The following is an 18,380-nucleotide window of genomic DNA, read 5'->3' as shown; positions in this document are numbered from 1 at the left end:
GCAAAATTAGTGTGAGTACATTTTAATATTTAAATAAAAATGAAAAAAATAATAGTTGCTTCTTTTGCAGTTTTCTCCTTTTTTCAAGGGACTAAAGCACAGTCTTTAGAAAAAATGACTTGGTTTAATGAACCATCTGAATGGGAAATCAAAGACAAAAAACTAACAATGACAGTCACGCCACAAAGCGATTATTGGAGGATTTCACATTATGGTTTTACGGTTGATGATGCACCATTTTATTATTCCACTTACGGCGGAGAATTTGAAGCCAAAGTTAAAATTACCGGAGATTATAAAGCCCGTTTTGACCAGATGGGATTGATGTTGAGAGTTGATGAAGAAAATTATATAAAAGCCGGTGTTGAATTTGTTGACGGAAAATTCAATCTAAGTACCGTAGTTACTCATAAAACTAGTGATTGGAGCGTGATTGTTTTAGATAAAACACCACCTTTTGTTTGGATAAAAGCGGTTCGCAGATTAGATGCTGTGGAAATTTTCTATTCGTTTGACGACAAAGAATATGTGATGATGAGAAATGCTCATTTGCAGGATAATATTCCTGTAAAAGTTGGTTTCATGGCAGCAAGTCCTGATGGAAAAGGATTTAAGGCTACTTTTGAAAATTTTTCTGTAAAACATCTTCCTGATCAGCGAAGATTGGAATGGTTAAAGAATAATCAGTAAACATGAAAAACTCTCAGATTAATATTCCTGAGAGTTTTATTTTTTAGGAGCCGGAAACCTGCTCGCCACTGTATCTTTTGCTCCACTTTGTTTCGCAAAAGGATGTCGTTTCGATCAGGGCTAGAATTTTCGATGTACTCACAAATTTTCTGCAAATTATATCTTAATTTCAACCTTTGTCTCAACCTATTTTATCCAATCAAATCTAAGAACTGCTGCTCATCCAGAATTTCAATTGTTCCGATATCTTGGGCTTTTTTCAGTTTGCTTCCAGCTTTTTCGCCTACTACGAGATAATTAAGGTTTTTAGATACTGCAGAAATGTTTTTTCCGCCATGTTTTTCTACCATTTCTTCTGCAGATTCTCTTGTGAACAAAGATAATTTTCCCGTGAAAAGGAAGGTTTTTCCTTCTAAAGCATTGGATAAAACTTCATTGGTACTTTCTCCTTTTTCTAGCTGAACTCCGTAGGATTTTAGTCTTTCGATCATTAAAATATTCTCAGAATTGGTAAAGAAGTCTACAATACTCACTGCGATTTTTGTCCCGATGTCTTCCACCTGACAAAGCTCTTCAACGGTAGCATTCTTCAACTCTTCAATAGTCGGAAAATTCTTAACCAGTTTTTTAGCGACCGTTTCACCAACATGTTTTATTCCAATTCCGTACAATACCTTTTCAAAAGGAATTTCTTTTGATTTTTCAATTCCTGAAATGATGTTCTGTGCAGACTTTTCTGCCATTCTTTCAAGTGGAAGAAGCTGTTCTTTGGTTAAAGTATAAAAGTCTGCAGGGTTTTCAATCAATTTTTCTCTGTAAAGCTGTTCGATGGTTTCGCTTCCCAGGTTTTCAATATTTAATGCCTTTCTGGAAACATAATGAATCATCCTTCCCACAACCTGCGGCGGACAATGAAGCTCATTCGGACAAAAATGAATCGCCTGGTCTTCAATTTTTACTAATTCTGTTCCACATTCCGGGCAGTGTTTGATGTATTCGATCTCTTTGCTTTCATCAGTTCTTTTCTCGGTATTGACTCCTACAATTTTCGGAATGATTTCACCACCTTTTTCTACATAAACGAAATCGTTTTCATGGAGATCTAACTTCTTGATGATATCTTCATTGTGTAGGGAAGCTCTTTTTACAATGGTTCCGGCCAGCAAAACAGGCTTCAGATTAGCAACCGGAGTAATGGCTCCTGTTCTTCCGACCTGATAAGAAACGCTTTGTAATTCGGTTTCCACTTTTTCGGCTTTAAATTTATAAGCCATTGCCCAACGCGGAGACTTAGCAGTATATCCAAGTTGTCTCTGTTGTTGTAAGGAATTGACTTTTAAAACAATACCGTCAATTTCGAAAGGTAAATTATGTCTTTCAACATCCCAGAAATTAATGAATTCTTTCACCTCATCTAAAGTCGTGCATAGTTTTGCCTGTTGAGAAGTTTTGAATCCCCAGGATTTTGCCTTTTCAAGCAATTCCCAATGCGATTCTGCGGGGATATCTTCGGAAATAAACTGATATAAAACTGAGGAAAGTCCGCGCTTCCTCACTTCACCACTGTCCTGCATTTTTAAGCTTCCACTGGCTGTATTTCTTGGATTCATGAAAGGATCAAGCCCTTCCTCCTCACGTAATTTATTGATTTTATCAAAATTTTTTCTCGTAAGATAAATTTCACCGCGCATAAAGAAATGTTCAGGAAAATCACCTTTTAATTTCAATGGAATATCCGAAATGGTACGGACATTTGCCGTAATTTCGTCACCCTGAAAACCGTCTCCACGAGTAACGGCCTGAGCTAATTTTCCGTTTTCATACAAAATAGAAATGGAGGCCCCGTCGTATTTGAGCTCAGCAACAAACTCTACAGGTTCATCAATGGTTTTGATAATTCTTTTTTCCCAGTCTTCAAGATCGTTAAAATCATAAGAATTGTCCAGAGAATACATTCTGAATTTATGCTGAACTGTCGGGAAAACTTTGGTAATTCCGCCACCAATACGTACTGTTGGAGAGTTTTCATCGTAAAACTCAGGGTATTTTGCTTCCAGATCACGAAGTTCTTCCAACAGCATATCAAAATCAAAATCTGAAATTGTCGGAGTATCAAGAAGATAATAATTTTCATTATGTTGATGAAGCTCTTTACGAAGTTCTTCTATTTTTTGTTGAATGTTTTCGGACATTGGGTTTCTATCTTTTAAGCAAAAGTAATTAAAGTAATTGCATTTAAAAAATAGGTGAATTAAATATTCTGAGAAATTAAAAACAATTGATATGTTCTAACAAATTGATTAAATAGCTGCTTACAATGGCTTAATATAGTGTTATCATTTCATTAAAAATATTAATATTTCATTAAACACATATTTTAAAAGTGATAATATCTTTGTACGGATTATTTCACAAAATAATATTGTAGAAAGTTGGAGAGTGAAAACATGTAATGTGGAAATATACTTGGTATAAAATATTAGTGTTAACAATTAATAGTACCTTTATCTAAAAGTTTCGAAGCTTTTTATATAAACTATCAAATTATATTATGAAAAAAATTATCTTAGGGTTAGCAGTTTTAAGCACAGTCGTAATGAAGGCACAAACCCAGATTATTGCACACAGAGGGTACTGGCAGACACAGCCACCCACCACCGAAAACTCATTGAAATCATTGGAAAATGCTCAGAATCTGAAAATATATGGATCTGAGTTTGATGTAAGAATGACGAAAGATGGTGTCTTGGTGGTTAATCATGACGAACACCACGGAAAAATGGAGATTTCAGAAACCGATTTTAAAGAACTGGAAACATTGAAATTGTCGAACGGAGAGAAATTTCCAACCTTAAAAGACTATTTAAAACAGGGGAAGAAAGACAAATCATTAAAATTAATCGTAGAAATAAAGCCAGATAAAACCAAGGAAAAAGAAGATGAACTGACGGCAAAAACGATCAAAATGATTAAAGAGATGAAGCTTGAGTCTCAAAGTGAATTTATCTCTTTCAGCCTAAACATTTGCAAAGAGATCAAAAGACTTGAACCCACATTTAAAGTTCAGTATCTGAGAGGAGAATTATCTCCTGAACAGATTAAGAGTGAGGGATTGGATGGAATAGACTATCATTACAGCGTATTCCAAAAAAATCCTGCATGGATTGCCGAAGCAAAATCATTAGGGCTGATTACCAATGCCTGGACGGTGAATGATGTTACTGTATATGATGAGCTGAAAAAACAAGGTATTGGTTTCATTACAACCAATATTCCCGATCAGCTGAAGGGAAAATAATAACTGTATCAGATAATCTGTTGTATAGCCTGTTTCTTTGGAGACAGGCTTTTTTGATGATAAATGGAGTTGCTTGTACGAAGGAAAAATTTATTTTATCAGGAAAAGACAATAAAGGTAGGCAAATACAATACAGATTTGATATTAAAAATACTTAATTGTCTTAAGTGAATGATACCCAGTGTTTTGATGTTTTTTGTTAAAAATAAATTAATATTTGGTTTAATGATTATTTAATAAATGTTAAAACAGTGTTAAAACCCTTACGGGGAGGTCGGTTTAATTTTGCGCAAACAAAAAGGATATGCGTAAAGAGACTCAAAAATTACTGGTTTTGTCACTGTTAGGATTAGTCAGTGTCAATCTGGCGGCTCAGCAAAAAGCTAAAAAAGATACTATTAAAAGCATTGATGAGGTGGTTGTAACAGCATTAGGCATTAAAAGACATGATAAGTCTTTGGGATATGTTGCGGAAAAAGTCAACTCCGAGGAGATTTTAAAAACTCAAAACAATAACTGGGCACAAGCATTGGAAGGGAAAGTTGCCGGTTTGAAAATTCAGACGGCAGGGGCCGGACCTTTAGGAAGCTCTTTAATTAAGCTTCGGGGAGATATTTCTATGAACCCGGCCAATAATGGAGCTCTAATTGTAGTAGACGGAGTTCCGCTGAACAGCTCGACAACAGGAACTGGCTTTTCTGCTTACGGAGCAGGATCTAAAGCAGATTTACCTATTGATTACGGAAATAACCTGAACACGATTAATCTGGATGATATAGAATCAATGACTATTTTGAAAGGATCTACCGCATCGGCACTGTATGGTTCCAGAGGAGCAGGTGGAGCCATTATGATTACTACAAAGTCAGGGAAAAATAAAAAAGGGAAAATCCAGGTTAGCTTTAATTCCTATTCAAGCTTTGATACTGTTTTGAAATGGCCGGATTACCAGTACGAATACGGACAGGGAACGATGACGAAAGATAAAAACGGAAACTATTATTATTCTTATGGAGCCTCGGCAGACGGTGTAAGTACCGGAGGAACAAGTAGTGCCTTCGGACCAAAGTTTGACGGACAGTATTACTTCCAATATGACCCTACCATAGAAGGACAGAGCAAGGAACGACAGCTATGGCGCCCTTATAAGGACAATATCAAAGGTTTTTGGAAAACAGGATCTACTTATTCCAATAATGTTGCTTTGGAAAGCTCTAACGAAAATACGTCATTCAGATCATCTTTAACCTATCTTAAAAATGAATGGATGATGCCAAACACAGGCTTCGACAGGCTGAATGCCGCACTTTCTTTCGATCATAAACTGAATGAAAGATTAAGAGTAGCTTTTAAATTCAATTACAGTAAAACAAAAAGTGACAATCTTCCTGCAACAGGATACAGCAACCAGTCGATTTCCTATTTTATGATTTTCCAAAATCCGAATGTTGATTTGGCATGGTATGCACCCATCTGGAAAAAAGACAAATATCAGACAGAACAGGTACATCCATTCAGTTCTTTTATAGACAATCCTTACCTGATTGCTTATGAAATGCTTAACAGTGTAGATAAAAACTTCATTACAGGAAGTGCCAACCTTAATTATAAAGTTTCCAAGAATTTCGAAATTTCACTAAGATCTGGCTTGGAAGTAAATAATGAAGCTCGTGCCCAAAAAAGACCATGGAATACTGCAAATTATCTTCAGGGGATGTACAGAGAGCAATTCATCAAACAGATGGATTTGAATAATGACTTATTGTTTACCTACAAAAAATCTTTTAATAATATCGATCTTACGGCATCTGCGGGAGGAAATATCCGTTATACGGAGGTTAAAATGTTTGATTACACAGGAGAAGGCTTATTAAAGCCAGGTTTTTATGCAATGCCGAACGCAATTTCTGTAATTTCTAAATATGCAGCCCCTAACGATAAGCAGATTAACAGTACTTATGGATTGGTAAACCTGAGTTACAAAAATTTGGTTTTCTTAGATCTTACCGCAAGAAATGACTGGAGTAGTACGTTACCATCCGCATTTCGTTCATATTTTTATCCTTCTGCTGCTACTTCTGTTATCCTTTCAGATATTTTTAAATTATCTTCTAATAATTTGAATTTATGGAAACTGAGAGCATCTTGGTCAAAAGTAGGAAACGATACGGATCCTTACATGCTTATAAAATATTTTAAGAATAGTGATTTTACGGGTTCGGTAGAATCTCCGTCAATGTATCCAAACCCAGATCTGAAGCCGGAAATGCTTACTAATATTGAAGGTGGTATGGATTTCAGCATCCTTAAAAACAGACTCAATTACAGTGTTACTGCCTATCAAAATAACAACAAAAACCAGATTGTAAGAATTCCGGCATTGTTGGAAACAGGTTACAGTACAAGGATTATCAACGCCGGAGAAGTAAGGAATAGAGGAATTGAAATGACTTTGAATACATTCCCGATTAAAAACAAAAACTTCTCTTGGAGCGTAAATGCAAACTGGTCTATGAACAGAAATAAAATTTTGTCATTGCCGGAAGAATTCCATGGAGAGCCATATACGATGGGGAGTGTAGGTGGAGTGGTTTATTATAATGCTGTTGTAGGAGGTTCACTGGGAGATATGTATGGTTACGGATTAATGTATTCTCCGGATGGGCAGGTAATTTACGGGAGCGATGGTTTAACGGCAAAGCCTACGGAAATGAAAAAAATCGGGAATGCTTATCCGAAATGGAGAGCCGGGCTTCAGAATGAATTCAGATATAAAGGTTTTACCATAAGCTTCTCATTTGATGGTCAGTATAAAGGGATGGCATATTCTCAATCTCACCATAAAATGACGGAACAGGGAAAACTGAAGCATACCTTAGTAGGAAGAGATAATCCCGGAGGCTTAATTGTAGGTCAGGGGGTGGTTCAAAATCCGGACGGATCATTTTCTCCAAACACAAAAGGTGTTTTGGTTTCTACCTACTATGCAGATTACTGGAGAAGAGCCAACGTAGAAACCAACTCTTTCGATACATCTTTTGTCAAGCTGAGAGATGCAAGAATTTCTTATACTTTCCCAAAAAGCATTACCGAACAGCTGAAACTTTCTGAACTTACCTTCGCTTTATTCGGAAGAAACCTTTGGATGTGGACGAAATTCCCATTATTCGATCCGGAAGCAGCAACTCTTGATAACAATCAAATTACACCGGGGGTTGAAATGGGGCAGCTGCCAACAGCAAGAACAGTGGGTGTCCAACTTAATGCTAAATTCTAATTCTAAAAAATGAAAAAAATACTTTTAAACATAGCTTTATTGGCAGGTATCGGTTTTGGTCTGGTGTCTTGCGATAGAAATCTTGATGAGATCAATGTAGATGGAAGTAGAATCAGTGATCCGGTAGCTTCAAAATTACTCGTTCCGATCCAGTACAATATGTCGGCGATTAATTATATGAGAGCTGATGATTTTACTTTCGATATCATGCAGGTTTCATTAGGTTTTCCGAACGAAGGAAACTCTCTTAGCCGTTACTACATTACCGAAAATACAGGTGCAGGCTTCTGGAACAACAGCTATAAATGGCTGATGCAGATTAAGGATATGAGAAAAGCGGCAGAAAGAGATAATGATGCTAATTATACTGCTATTGCAATGGTTCTGAATGCTTGGGTATATTCAAATCTTACAGATACATACGGGGATGTTCCATTTTTCGAAGCATCAAGCTTAGATGAAGGAATTGCCCAGCCGAAATTCGACAGTCAAAAAGATATTTATGTCAAATTATTGGATGAATTAAAAGCTGCAAATTCCCTTTTTGTAACCACAAAAACATTAACAGGGACGGATCTTTTTTATAAAGCGGAATCAGATGTCAACGGAATACTGAATTGGAAAAAGTTTTGTAATTCTCTTTCTTTGAGATTGTTAACGAGGATTTTGAGTAGAAATGGAGAAGTGAATGTCCATGCAAGAATTCAGGAGATCATTAATAACCCTACAACGTATCCTATTTTCCAGAGCAATGCAGAAACGGCAAAACTGAATATTACTGGGGTAGCACCGCTACTTCCTCCTATAGCCCGTCCGCAGGATTTCACTACAAGCAGAGCGGCTTCAGAATTTTTTGTAGAAACTTTAAAAGCAAATAACGACCCTAGAATGGCTATGTTTTTCTCTACAGCAAAAGATCTGGCTACTAATGCTAATATCGGTTATAAAGGTGCTCCGTCAGGGTATAATCCGGGCACGGTTTTTACCTATCAGCCATCCAACTTAAATCAGAATCTGGCAAAAGCTCCTTTAAATATTTTAATTCTCCCTTACGCCGAGCTTCAGTTCATTCTTTCGGAATTAGCACTGAAAGGAATTATTTCAGGAAATGCTCAGACCTTTTATGAAAATGGCGTGAAAGCTACAATTGAACAATGGGGAGCTACAGTGCCTGCCAATTATTTTGCCAATGCCAATGTTGCTTACAACGGAACCTTAGAGAGAATCATGCTTCAGAAATATGTGTCCTTATTCTTTGTAGATCAGCAACAATGGTTTGAGAAAAGAAGAACAGGTTTCCCAGTATTGCCAAATAACGGAGGTCTTTTAAATAATGGATTATTACCTTCAAGATTGATGTATCCTCCTAATCCAAGAGTCTTAAATACGGCTAACTATCAAGCTGCAGTTCAGCAAATGGGAGGCGATAATATTAATGTAAAAGTGTGGTGGAATAAGCCATAATTCAACAAGAAAACAATTTTTAAGCAAAAGTAAAATGAACATAAAACTTATAATGCCTTGCCTGTTAATTTCAGCAATGGCACTTTCACAAGCTTCTGTTTCAGGCTATGTATATGAAGACAGTAACAAGAATCAGAAGAAAGAAAACAAAGAAAAAGGAATAGAAAATGTTGCGGTTTCCAATGGAGAACAGGTTGTTTTAACCGATAAAAACGGAAGATACAGCTTACCAATTCAGGATGGGCAAACGATTTTCGTGATTAAACCTTCCGGGTATATGACACCCGTAAATGAAAATAATTTGCCTCAATATTACTATCAGTATAAACCGAAAGGTTCTCCCACAGATTTTAAATACAAAGGCTCTGCGCCTACAGGAGAACTTCCGAAAGAAATTAATTTTGCTTTAAACAAGCAGAATGAAAGCAGAAATTTTGATATTCTGGTTTTCGGAGATCCACAGCCTTATACCGAAAAGCAGTTGGACTATTTTAAGAGAGCCATTGTAAATGAGGTTAAAACTACTAAGAAAAATGCAGTATTGGGAATCAGTTTAGGAGATTTGGTGGGAGATAATCTAAGCCTACAAAAGCCTTATGCAGATGTAATGAAAGAAATCGGCTTGCCTTGGTATAATGTGATGGGAAACCACGATATGAATTATGAAGCGAAAGAAGACAGGCTTTCTGACGAAACCTTTGAATCAAATTTCGGACCTGCAAATTATTCATTCAATTACGGAAATGTTCACTTCATTGTTTTAGATGATATCTTATATCCAGATCCTAGAGATGGAAAAGGATATTGGGGAGGATTTCGTGAAGACCAGTTGAAATTCGTTGAGAACGATTTGAAGCTGGTAGATAAAAACAAACTGATTGTGGTTTCTTTCCATATTCCATTAGAGCATAAAAACGAAGATAATTTCAGAAACTCGGACCGTCAGAAATTATTTGATTATTTGACGCCTTTTCAAAATGCATTGATTTTGTCAGCACATACGCACATTCAACAACAGCTTTTTTACGAAAAAGCAGCAGGTTGGAACGGTTCAAAAGACCTTCATGAATACAACGTAGGAACAACTTGTGGAGATTGGTGGTCAGGAACTTCAGATGACTTGGGATTACCAACCTCAACTATGAGAGATGGTACGGCAAAAGGATATTCTTTTATCAGTTTCAATGACAATCAATATAAAGTTAAATACAAAACAGCCGGGAAGCCGGAAGATTATCAGATTAATCTATACGTTCCGAAAGTGATTCCTTACCCGTCAAAAACTTCTGCGAAAATCTTGGCTAATTTCTTCATGGGAAGCAAAAAAGACAAAGTGGAATACAGGATTGACGATGAAAAGTGGGAATTGATGGATTATGATGAAACCTTAGATCCGAATTTTGTAATGTCGGTGTTCAAATGGGATACCACACAGAATATTTTCCCGGGAAGAAGACCTTCAAATCCGGAAATCTCAAAACACATCTGGACAGGAGATTTCTCTAAAAAGCTTTCTTTAGGAAAACATAAGGTTGAGGTAAGAGCAACGGACATGTATGGAAATCAGTTCTCAACATCACAGGAATTTGAGGTTCAAAACTCAATTCTTATTCCTTAGTTTTTCAATTTTTACTATACTTTCAAATGAAGCCGGCCCTTTTTAGGGCCGGTTTTGCTTTTTAAATGACAGAATGATATTGCGAGTGTCATGCTGAGCTTGTCGAAGCATCTCATTTCCTATAAAATTTAGGCTTTCATCAACATTATCCAGATCATCTTTCGTAAATTTGCTTACACGAATAAAATACTATTTAATATGAATATAAGCGGTAAAAATGCCATCATTACAGGTGGAGGAAGAGGATTAGGAAAAGCGGTAGCACTAGCATTGGCGAATGAAGGAGTGAATGTAGGAATTACAGGAAGAAATGAAGAAAACCTTAAAAGTACGGTAGAAGAAATTAAAAATATCGGGGTAAATGCAGCTTATGCCGTTTTTTCAGTCGATAACGAAGCTGAAGTGAAATCAGGAATCGAGTCTTTGGCAGAACAATTGGGTGGAGTAGATATTTTGATTAATAACGCAGGAATCGGAGATTTCGGTTCTATCGAAGAAATGCCTTCTGAAACCTGGGAGCAGGTAATTAAAACCAATCTTTTCGGAGTATATTATGCTGCAAAAGCAGTTCATCCGTTCCTGAAAGCAAAAGGAGAAGGAGATATCGTTAACGTAGCATCTACAGCAGGTTTAAAGGGCGGCCCAAATATGTCAGCTTATGCAGCTTCAAAAGCAGCGGTGGTTTCATTATCACAATCGATGATGGCAGAATGGAGAAAGCAAAATATCCGTGTGATTACCCTTACACCAAGTACAATTGCTTCTGATATGTCTATCCAGGGAGGCCTTACAGATGGAAATCCTGATAAAGTGCTTCAGCCTGAAGATTTCGCAGAATGGGTAAGAGATATTCTTAAAATGAACAGAAGAGTATTAATAGCCAATGGTTCTATTTTCTCTACCAATCCATAAAATTTAAAGTTCAAAGTTCAGGGTGTAAGGTTTAAAATTGGCAGCGAAGAATTTTTCCTCTATCCTTTAAAAAATCAATAGGAGCGGGCTTTAGCCTGCTTTCTATTTTCATGGGTTCTATATGGCTTTAGCCAAAGCTTAGAATTCGGGTACATTCATTCAAAAAACGTAAAATCCCTGATTTCAGCTAAATTTACTTCATCATTTTTTTAACAATAATAACATTAGTATTTTTGCAGCAAATTATTCACATGCAAAATTATTTAGAATTCGATTTCAAAATTTCTCCGCTTCAGCCCTGGAACGAAATATTAATGGCAGAATTGATCGAGATAGGCTTCGACAGTTTCACAGAAGAGCTGGAAGGGATTTTAGGATATATCCAGAAAGATTTATTCAATGAAGAAGAACTGAAAGCACTTCCGCTTTTCCAGAATGAAGAAGTGAAGATAGAATACACTTTTCAGGAAATGCCGAATATCAATTGGAATGAAGAATGGGAAAAGAATTTTGAACCCATCAATATTGATGATAAAGTACTGATCAGAGCAGAGTTCCATGAATCTGTTCCCGGAATGCATGAAATTATTATCCAGCCCAAAATGTCTTTCGGAACGGGGCATCATCCTACGACCCATTTGATGATCCAGCAAATGATGGATATCGATTTCAATGGTAAAAAAGTATTGGATATGGGGTGCGGAACCTCCGTATTGGCAATTTATGCAAAACAAATAGGAGCCGGAGAGACAAAAGCAATTGATATCGACGAATGGTCTGTAGAAAACTCAAAGGAAAATGCTGTTAGAAATAATGTAGAGCTGGATATCGAATTAGGAACTGCTGAAAATTTAGGAAAAGAAAATTACGATATTATTCTGGCCAACATCAACAGAAATATCCTCATTTCAGATATCCCGACTTATGTTTCTGTATTGAACGAAGGAGGAAAACTATTACTTTCCGGATTGTGTTTCTTCGATGTTGATGATATTCTGGAGGTTTGTAAAGAAAATGGCTTAGAACTTAAAAAACAGCTTCAAAGAGAAGAATGGGTAAGTTTGCTGCTTGAAAAATAATCACACCAGTATTAATATGAAAGCCTTATTCACTGTTTTATTTTTATTCATTATTCAGATTTTTTCCGCACAGGAAGAAGATTACGAATATGCCAACGGAGTTTTCCATTTTGAAGAAAATAAAACACAGAAAATATTCACGGATTGGACAAGAATCCGGCAGTCTCCCAATACCAATGCTCAGATTCTGGATTCTTTGCAGACGAATCAGCCGATTGTAATTCTTAAAAAAGAAGAAACCATTCTGAAGTTGGGAGAAAGAAGAGCCAATTGGTATAAAATATCTTACCAAAAAGGAGATAAAACTTCAGAAGGTTATGTTTGGGGTGGGAATCTTTGTGTGGGCTACAGAAATAAAAACGGCTATGATTTTCTTTTTGGCTTAACGAAAACAGTCAATAAAAAAGACAAGCAATCTCCCGAAATAACAATCCAACAAAATATTGCAGCGATAAAAGTGTTGGAAGGTAATGCTTTGATTGATGAGGTTTCTTTCGAGACGGGTTCAGGTGAAAGCCTGAGCTTTGGAACATTCAATATTGAAAGCAATCATAAATTGCAAAACGTGGAACTGACTTTAAAAGCGACTGTTTCCGGCGAAGCGTGTGGAATTCCGAGTTATGACCAATATGTTTTGTTTAAAGATAAAAAGCTGATTGTTCTTCCTCAACTCATGAATGTTGGAGATGCTGATGTATATTATCACAGCGAAGAATTTGTTTTCCCGAATGATAAAGGCGGAATTCCGAATGCTTTTATTTTTAAAATGGAAGAAATGGAAAAAGATGACAGAGATCGTGAAAAAAAGAAAAGAGCGTCAAAGACTTATCTTTGGGACGGAAATTCTTATAAATTGAAATAGAAAATTTAATGATAAATTGAAACCGCTGTATATTTACGGTGGTTTTTTAATGGTATAGAATTGTATTCTTTGAAAAGTTAAAATAAATTATTTTGTTTATTTAGATGCGGTTTTTATGAATGTACAATATTTAAATTTGTGTGCTTTATGTTGTAATCCATAGACGATTAAAAGAAAATAAAAGAGCGAAAAGATTGTGAAATGACCGATGTATTTAAAAATTATCTATTTTCAACAGGGGAACTATCAGCTGAGGAAATCAACTTCTCTGCGCAGTTTTTCAAACCGATCCGCTTAAAAAAAGGCGATTTTTTTATTCGTGAAGGGGAAATATGTCGACATATTGGATTTATCACCAGTGGTGCTATAAAAGCATATGCTGTCAACAAAGAAGGAGAAGAAAATATAACCTGTTTCAAGTTTGAAAATGAATTTGTCACTTCATTTCAGGAATTTGTGGCTCAGGAAAAATCGAGGAGGAGTATCAGGACTATAGAAGACAGCATAATCTATGCAATAAGCTACGTGGACTATCAACATTTGCTTGGTCAGGTTACTGCCTGGAATACAGTGATAAAATCGGTGATAGAACAGGAGTATAACCAAAAAGAAAGCTATCTGCTGAATTACAATAATAAATCAACAGTGGATAAATACCGTCATATTCTGGCTAGTGAGCCCATGCTCGTTCAACGGGGCGCAACTCAGGATCTGGCATCGTACCTTGGCATCACGCAGCGATCATTAACAAGGGCGAAAGGACAAATACATAGACCCAATGCATTATAGGACAAATGTCCTTATTTGATGCGGATCATCGAAGTAGATTTGCACAAAAAAATATGTTACGTCAAATTGCTCCCGAAGTGTTTCAGATTCCCCTGATGCCACGAAACAGTATCAATTGTTATATTATCGAAGGTGTATTGGTAGATTCCGGAATACGCAGTTCATATGCCACAATAAAGAAAGCGTTACAGAAAATTTCCGTTTATCAACACGTGTTGACGCATGCTCATGCAGATCATCAGGGCTGTAGCGATCAGATATGTGCTGAGCTCTCAATTCCCTTACTCTGTCATCCCAACGAAGTTTTTAGAACCGAAACAGGTATGGTGACCAACGATTATCCAACTCCACAACATTGGATAGCCAAGCTTCAGCAAAAGTATTGGGCTGGTCAGGGACATAAAGTCGACCGGACAATCACTGAAAACGATAAAATCGGAAACTTCCGGGTAATAGAGACTCCCGGGCATTCTGCAGGTCATATTTCTTTATTCCGTGAGCAGGATGGAGTACTGATCATCGGAGATGCTGCGATAAATATGAATCTGCTTACGACAGTGACCGGCCTGCGGCTTCCGCCAAATATGTTTACCTCAGATCAGCAGTGTAACATCAAATCACTCCAAAAGTTAGCACAATTGAATCCTTCTGTTATCTGTTTCGGTCATGGACCGGTCTTGCGGAATACAAATCGTAAATTCGAGCAATTTGTGGCTAAGTATAGTTAAAAAGATGCCGTATTATGGTTTAAAAGAAGATGCCTAAAAACATCTTCTTTTTGCTTTCTAATAATTTGCTTTGTAGTATTTAAATATTTATAACAACTTTGCCTACAACCCGATTGGTTTCAACCTCTAAATGTACTTTTGCAATTTCTTCAAATGGAAAGGTTTTGTGAATATGTGGTTTTAAAGCTTCTTGTTCCAATAGCTGGGCAACGGCTGTAATGGTTTCTTTTTTGGAAGCCACCATCATAAACGTAATGTTTACCTGTTTCATGTCGGCTTTTTCTTTAACTTCCTGGGAAATTTCAGGAGTGGGAAGTGTTACAATAATTCCACCCGGTCGGACTGCATCAACAGAATGAAGCAGTGTCTCTCCCTGAATAGTGTCCAAAACAATATCGGCGTCCTGTACTTTTTCGGCAAAATTTTCTGTCATATAATCAATGTGTTGGTCCGCTCCCAACGATAAAACAAAATCTCTGTTTTTGGCAGAAGATGTACCGATGACGTAAGCTCCGAAATGCTTGGCGATCTGCACAGCAAAGTGTCCGACACCTCCGGAAGCCCCGTGAACCAATACTTTGTCTCCTTTTTTAATTTTGGCAACATCCACCAAAGCCTGGTAGGCGGTAGAAGCCGCCATTGTGGAAGCTGCTGCCTGTTGATATGTTGTGTTTTTGGGTTTCAAAGCCAAATGTTTTGACGGTGAAGCGACATATTCTGCATAGGCTTTTCCGTTTCCGAAAAAATTGACCATTCCGAATACTTGGTCCCCAATCTTAAAGTCGGTCACACCATTACCTGTTTCCACGACTTCTCCAGAAATATCCCAACCCAGAATTACAGGTCGTTCCTCTCCAAATATCCAACCTAAAACGCCGTCATAAGACCTCGCTTTAACATCTACAGGATTGATGCTGACAGACGCTACTTTTACCAACACTTCATCGTTTTGTAAAACTGGCTTTTCCACTTCTGCAAATTGCAGGTTTTCCACACTTCCTGCCTCTTTTAAAATAACTGCTTTCATTTTCTATGATATTTAAAATTACCAAGCGAAAGTAATTTAATAGTATATTTGTGACAAGTATACACTTTTTTGTATCTTACAAACTAAAAAAATACTATTGTTGATTATCAAATCATTATAAAATGTTAAAAAATGAAAAAATATTTAAATGATGAACCTTCCTGCGCTGTGGATTATGCTTTCAGACGAATTGGCGGAAAATACAAAGGACGGATTTTATGGTATCTTCATGTGAATACGATTTTACGTTATGGTGAACTGCGAAAAAAACTGCACGATATTACGCCCAAGATGCTCACCCAGACGTTGCGTGAATTGGAAGATGACGGATTGGTTAACCGAAAGGTTTATCACGAGGTTCCTCCAAAAGTGGAATATTCTCTGACCGAAACCGGGAAAGAATTAATTCCTTTTATTGACTATTTGAAGCAATGGGGTGATAAGCAAATTGCGAAGGAAAACAGTAAACTTTAATTTGTTTCTTCAAATCAGGAATAAATTGTTAGATATGGCCTGAAATAAGCTACACTATTTTTAAAGCGATTGGTTTGGAAATGATGCTTTATCAGTAAGTATCTGTAAAAATTGACAATCCACACTCTGTTGATAAGCATTAAAGTTCTGCCCTGATTCTGCTGAGCTGAGTGGGAGTAATTGCAAGATAAGAGGCTATCTGATGAAGTTTTAAACGAGAGATCAACTCTGGATAATCATTCTCAAACCTTAAATATCTTTCTTTAGCCGTAGCCGATTTAAGAGTGATTTCCGCAAATTCTTTTTCTATAACCCAATGGCGTTCAAGATAGCTGATGTAGAAATTGGCGATATCATTATATTTCCTTGCTAAGTTTCTGAAATCTTTGAAAGAGTAACTGATCAGTTTCGTAACTTCTAAAGCCTCAATGGCAAAAAATCCTGGCTCCTGTTTTAATAATGCACTTGTAGATGCTACCAGTGAATTTTCCTGAAAAAATCGTTTAATTATTTTCTCCCCTTTTTCATTAAGGTAATAGTAGGAAAGCAGTCCGCTACTAATAAAAGCAATATCTTTAGGTATCGCCCCCTGATCTAGGTAATTATCCCCTTTTGAAATACTAGATGTCTTCAATAAAGCAGACCATGCGTTTTTTGATTCCTCAGAGATCGAAGAATAATGTTCTATAAATTCCCAAAATGCTGCCATATCATAAAGATAAAGGAAAAGTTTCTTATTCCTCAACATATGTAAAGAATTTTGAGAATTTAGGCATCTAACTTTGCTACTACAAAAATCAATTACAATGATAAAATCGTTATTTGCCTTAGTCGCTATGTGCATGGGAAGCAAAATGTTTTCTCAAAAAGTCGACTCATTGAATATTTACAGTACATCTATGAACAAGGAAATTAAAACACTTGTAGTACATCCGTCAAACAGTGGAAATAAGAAGCTGCCAACAGTTTATATACTGCATGGCTACAGTGGCTATCCTAAAAGAACGTTAACACAGGATATTCCTTCTTTATCAGCGCTCAGTGAAGAAATGCAGATGATATTTGTATTACCCGACGGAAATTATGACAGTTGGTATATTGACAGTCCCCGCTTAAAGTACGAGACTTTTATTGCCAAAGAATTGACCAATTATATTCAAAAAAAATACAAGTCTGACCAGTCTAAAACAGCTTTAATGGGCTGGAGTATGGGTGGACATGGAGCACTATATATCGGCTCACGACATCAGGAAACCTTTAGTGCTATCGCGAGCTTGTGTGGAGTCATAGATTTTGTTCCTTTTGGAAAAGAATATGGTGTCTCTAAATTACTAGGTGAAAATCCTGAGAAATGGACCGCGTACACAGCTTTTTCACAGATAAATAAGCTTAAAGACAGTCGGCAAAAAATCCTGATCGGTTGTGGGACTGACGATATCTTGATTGCCCAAAACAGAAAATTTCATGAGCAATTAATCTCATTGAATATTCCTCACATTTATGAAGAGCGTCCCGGTAGCCACGATGCTGCCTATTGGGCTAAAGCTGCTGTTAATCAAATATTCCAACTTCATCAATTCTTTACAAATCATGATTAGTTTTAAATACTTTACAGGTAAGAAAAAATATTTTCTGATCTCTCTACTCTTCATTTTATTGCTTATAGGTTGTTTTAAAAATGAAAATAATCCAGCCTGTGAATCAAAGGATAGGTCAAACATCCACTATGGAAATCCTAAAGAGCTTTTTGATCCTACACCATTTGCTTTTTCACATTCTACAACGGCTTCAGGTAACGGAAATTATGTATTTATTTCAGGACAAAGCGGAGGAGAGGGCTTAGATCATAGGCTTTCCAAAGATTTCAGGATGCAGGTTAAAGCTGCTTTACAAAATCTCAATAATACTCTTAAAGCGTCGGATTTAACTCATGATGATGTACTTAAAATTACAATACTGATTGTTGATCATGATCAGGAGAAACTTAACATATGGAGTGAAGAAATGCGGAAGATATGGAAGAATAATAAATTTCCTGCGAGTACTTTAATACCGGTTCCAAAACTCGCTTTGGACGGAATGCTCATAGAAGTTGATGCAATTGCGTTTAAACCATTATAGATACTTTTTATTTCTATATTTTTAAGCATTTTATGGGTATA

The 18,380-nt window shown here is 36.6% G+C and carries 16 protein-coding genes; 13 read left to right on the top strand and 3 right to left on the bottom strand.

Annotation, left to right across the window (positions count from 1 at the left end):
- The first annotated feature begins 39 nt into the window (after window positions 1–39).
- A complete protein-coding gene (locus tag CLV73_RS16950) occupies window positions 40–690 on the top strand; it encodes a DUF1349 domain-containing protein (protein WP_100378065.1) in 651 nt (216 codons plus the stop codon).
- A gap of 191 nt (window positions 691–881) precedes the next feature.
- On the opposite strand, the gene ligA is transcribed toward CLV73_RS16950, so the two are convergent.
- Window positions 882–2,882, bottom strand: a complete 2,001-nt coding sequence (gene ligA / locus CLV73_RS16945; RefSeq protein ID WP_100378064.1) for an NAD-dependent DNA ligase LigA — start codon at window positions 2,880–2,882, stop codon at window positions 882–884.
- 359 nt (window positions 2,883–3,241) lie between these two features.
- Here ligA and CLV73_RS16940 point away from each other — a divergent pair, with 359 nt between their 5' ends.
- The 9 genes from CLV73_RS16940 (at window position 3,242) to CLV73_RS16900 (ending at window position 14,717) form a co-directional block, all read left to right on the top strand.
- The gene (locus CLV73_RS16940; RefSeq protein ID WP_100378063.1) at window positions 3,242–3,988 is read left to right on the top strand and encodes a glycerophosphodiester phosphodiesterase family protein; all 747 of its coding nucleotides are present in this window, start codon (window positions 3,242–3,244) and stop codon (window positions 3,986–3,988) included.
- A gap of 304 nt (window positions 3,989–4,292) precedes the next feature.
- Window positions 4,293–7,265: a SusC/RagA family TonB-linked outer membrane protein gene (locus CLV73_RS16935; protein WP_100378062.1), complete on the top strand. Its 2,973-nt coding sequence runs from the start codon at window positions 4,293–4,295 to the stop codon at window positions 7,263–7,265.
- 9 nt (window positions 7,266–7,274) lie between these two features.
- Entirely contained in the window at window positions 7,275–8,729 is a 1,455-nt protein-coding gene (locus CLV73_RS16930) for a SusD/RagB family nutrient-binding outer membrane lipoprotein (RefSeq protein WP_100378061.1), read from the top strand.
- Between the two features lie 34 nt (window positions 8,730–8,763).
- Complete coding sequence (locus CLV73_RS16925) at window positions 8,764–10,347, top strand: calcineurin-like phosphoesterase C-terminal domain-containing protein (protein ID WP_100378060.1); 1,584 nt, start codon at window positions 8,764–8,766, stop codon at window positions 10,345–10,347.
- A gap of 198 nt (window positions 10,348–10,545) precedes the next feature.
- The gene (locus CLV73_RS16920; protein WP_100378059.1) at window positions 10,546–11,259 is read left to right on the top strand and encodes a 3-ketoacyl-ACP reductase; all 714 of its coding nucleotides are present in this window, start codon (window positions 10,546–10,548) and stop codon (window positions 11,257–11,259) included.
- Window positions 11,260–11,510: 251 nt separating this feature from the next.
- Entirely contained in the window at window positions 11,511–12,338 is an 828-nt protein-coding gene (prmA, locus tag CLV73_RS16915; RefSeq protein ID WP_100378058.1) for a 50S ribosomal protein L11 methyltransferase, read from the top strand.
- Window positions 12,339–12,354: 16 nt separating this feature from the next.
- On the top strand, window positions 12,355–13,200 hold the full coding sequence (locus tag CLV73_RS16910) for an SH3 domain-containing protein (RefSeq protein ID WP_100378236.1): 846 nt from the start codon (window positions 12,355–12,357) through the stop codon (window positions 13,198–13,200).
- 201 nt (window positions 13,201–13,401) lie between these two features.
- Window positions 13,402–13,989, top strand: coding sequence for a Crp/Fnr family transcriptional regulator (locus tag CLV73_RS16905; protein WP_100378057.1), 588 nt, complete (start codon window positions 13,402–13,404; stop codon window positions 13,987–13,989).
- A gap of 53 nt (window positions 13,990–14,042) precedes the next feature.
- The gene (locus CLV73_RS16900; RefSeq protein ID WP_100378056.1) at window positions 14,043–14,717 is read left to right on the top strand and encodes an MBL fold metallo-hydrolase; all 675 of its coding nucleotides are present in this window, start codon (window positions 14,043–14,045) and stop codon (window positions 14,715–14,717) included.
- 79 nt (window positions 14,718–14,796) lie between these two features.
- Here the strand turns inward: CLV73_RS16900 and CLV73_RS16895 are convergent, their stop codons facing one another.
- Window positions 14,797–15,744, bottom strand: a complete 948-nt coding sequence (locus tag CLV73_RS16895) for an NADP-dependent oxidoreductase (RefSeq protein WP_100378055.1) — start codon at window positions 15,742–15,744, stop codon at window positions 14,797–14,799.
- 132 nt (window positions 15,745–15,876) lie between these two features.
- Here CLV73_RS16895 and CLV73_RS16890 point away from each other — a divergent pair, with 132 nt between their 5' ends.
- Window positions 15,877–16,218: a winged helix-turn-helix transcriptional regulator gene (locus CLV73_RS16890; protein ID WP_100378054.1), complete on the top strand. Its 342-nt coding sequence runs from the start codon at window positions 15,877–15,879 to the stop codon at window positions 16,216–16,218.
- Between the two features lie 139 nt (window positions 16,219–16,357).
- Here CLV73_RS16890 and CLV73_RS16885 read toward each other — a convergent pair whose 3' ends face one another.
- Entirely contained in the window at window positions 16,358–16,966 is a 609-nt protein-coding gene (locus CLV73_RS16885; protein ID WP_228424426.1) for a Crp/Fnr family transcriptional regulator, read from the bottom strand.
- 58 nt (window positions 16,967–17,024) lie between these two features.
- Between CLV73_RS16885 and CLV73_RS16880 the strand changes: the two genes are divergently transcribed.
- On the top strand, window positions 17,025–17,816 hold the full coding sequence (locus CLV73_RS16880; protein WP_100378053.1) for an alpha/beta hydrolase: 792 nt from the start codon (window positions 17,025–17,027) through the stop codon (window positions 17,814–17,816).
- The gene (locus CLV73_RS16875; RefSeq protein WP_100378052.1) at window positions 17,809–18,339 is read left to right on the top strand and encodes a RidA family protein; all 531 of its coding nucleotides are present in this window, start codon (window positions 17,809–17,811) and stop codon (window positions 18,337–18,339) included. The genes CLV73_RS16880 and CLV73_RS16875 overlap by 8 nt, the downstream gene beginning before the upstream one ends.
- Window positions 18,340–18,380: the final 41 nt, after the last annotated feature.

This window comes from Chryseobacterium geocarposphaerae (assembly GCF_002797535.1).
Classification (GTDB): domain Bacteria; phylum Bacteroidota; class Bacteroidia; order Flavobacteriales; family Weeksellaceae; genus Chryseobacterium; species Chryseobacterium geocarposphaerae.
This window is presented reverse-complemented; position numbering and strand designations above follow the sequence as displayed.

What these genes read in the sequence shown, in the direction of transcription:
- CLV73_RS16950 (WP_100378065.1), top strand. Translation starts at nt 40, where the DNA reads ATGAAAAAAATAATAGTTGCTTCTTTTGCAGTTTTCTCCTTTTTTCAA.
- ligA (WP_100378064.1), bottom strand. Translation starts at nt 2,882, where the DNA reads ATGTCCGAAAACATTCAACAAAAAATAGAAGAACTTCGTAAAGAGCTT.
- CLV73_RS16940 (WP_100378063.1), top strand. Translation starts at nt 3,242, where the DNA reads ATGAAAAAAATTATCTTAGGGTTAGCAGTTTTAAGCACAGTCGTAATG.
- CLV73_RS16935 (WP_100378062.1), top strand. Translation starts at nt 4,293, where the DNA reads ATGCGTAAAGAGACTCAAAAATTACTGGTTTTGTCACTGTTAGGATTA.
- CLV73_RS16930 (WP_100378061.1), top strand. Translation starts at nt 7,275, where the DNA reads ATGAAAAAAATACTTTTAAACATAGCTTTATTGGCAGGTATCGGTTTT.
- CLV73_RS16925 (WP_100378060.1), top strand. Translation starts at nt 8,764, where the DNA reads ATGAACATAAAACTTATAATGCCTTGCCTGTTAATTTCAGCAATGGCA.
- CLV73_RS16920 (WP_100378059.1), top strand. Translation starts at nt 10,546, where the DNA reads ATGAATATAAGCGGTAAAAATGCCATCATTACAGGTGGAGGAAGAGGA.
- prmA (WP_100378058.1), top strand. Translation starts at nt 11,511, where the DNA reads ATGCAAAATTATTTAGAATTCGATTTCAAAATTTCTCCGCTTCAGCCC.
- CLV73_RS16910 (WP_100378236.1), top strand. Translation starts at nt 12,355, where the DNA reads ATGAAAGCCTTATTCACTGTTTTATTTTTATTCATTATTCAGATTTTT.
- CLV73_RS16905 (WP_100378057.1), top strand. Translation starts at nt 13,402, where the DNA reads ATGACCGATGTATTTAAAAATTATCTATTTTCAACAGGGGAACTATCA.
- CLV73_RS16900 (WP_100378056.1), top strand. Translation starts at nt 14,043, where the DNA reads ATGTTACGTCAAATTGCTCCCGAAGTGTTTCAGATTCCCCTGATGCCA.
- CLV73_RS16895 (WP_100378055.1), bottom strand. Translation starts at nt 15,744, where the DNA reads ATGAAAGCAGTTATTTTAAAAGAGGCAGGAAGTGTGGAAAACCTGCAA.
- CLV73_RS16890 (WP_100378054.1), top strand. Translation starts at nt 15,877, where the DNA reads ATGAAAAAATATTTAAATGATGAACCTTCCTGCGCTGTGGATTATGCT.
- CLV73_RS16885 (WP_228424426.1), bottom strand. Translation starts at nt 16,966, where the DNA reads ATGTTGAGGAATAAGAAACTTTTCCTTTATCTTTATGATATGGCAGCA.
- CLV73_RS16880 (WP_100378053.1), top strand. Translation starts at nt 17,025, where the DNA reads ATGATAAAATCGTTATTTGCCTTAGTCGCTATGTGCATGGGAAGCAAA.
- CLV73_RS16875 (WP_100378052.1), top strand. Translation starts at nt 17,809, where the DNA reads ATGATTAGTTTTAAATACTTTACAGGTAAGAAAAAATATTTTCTGATC.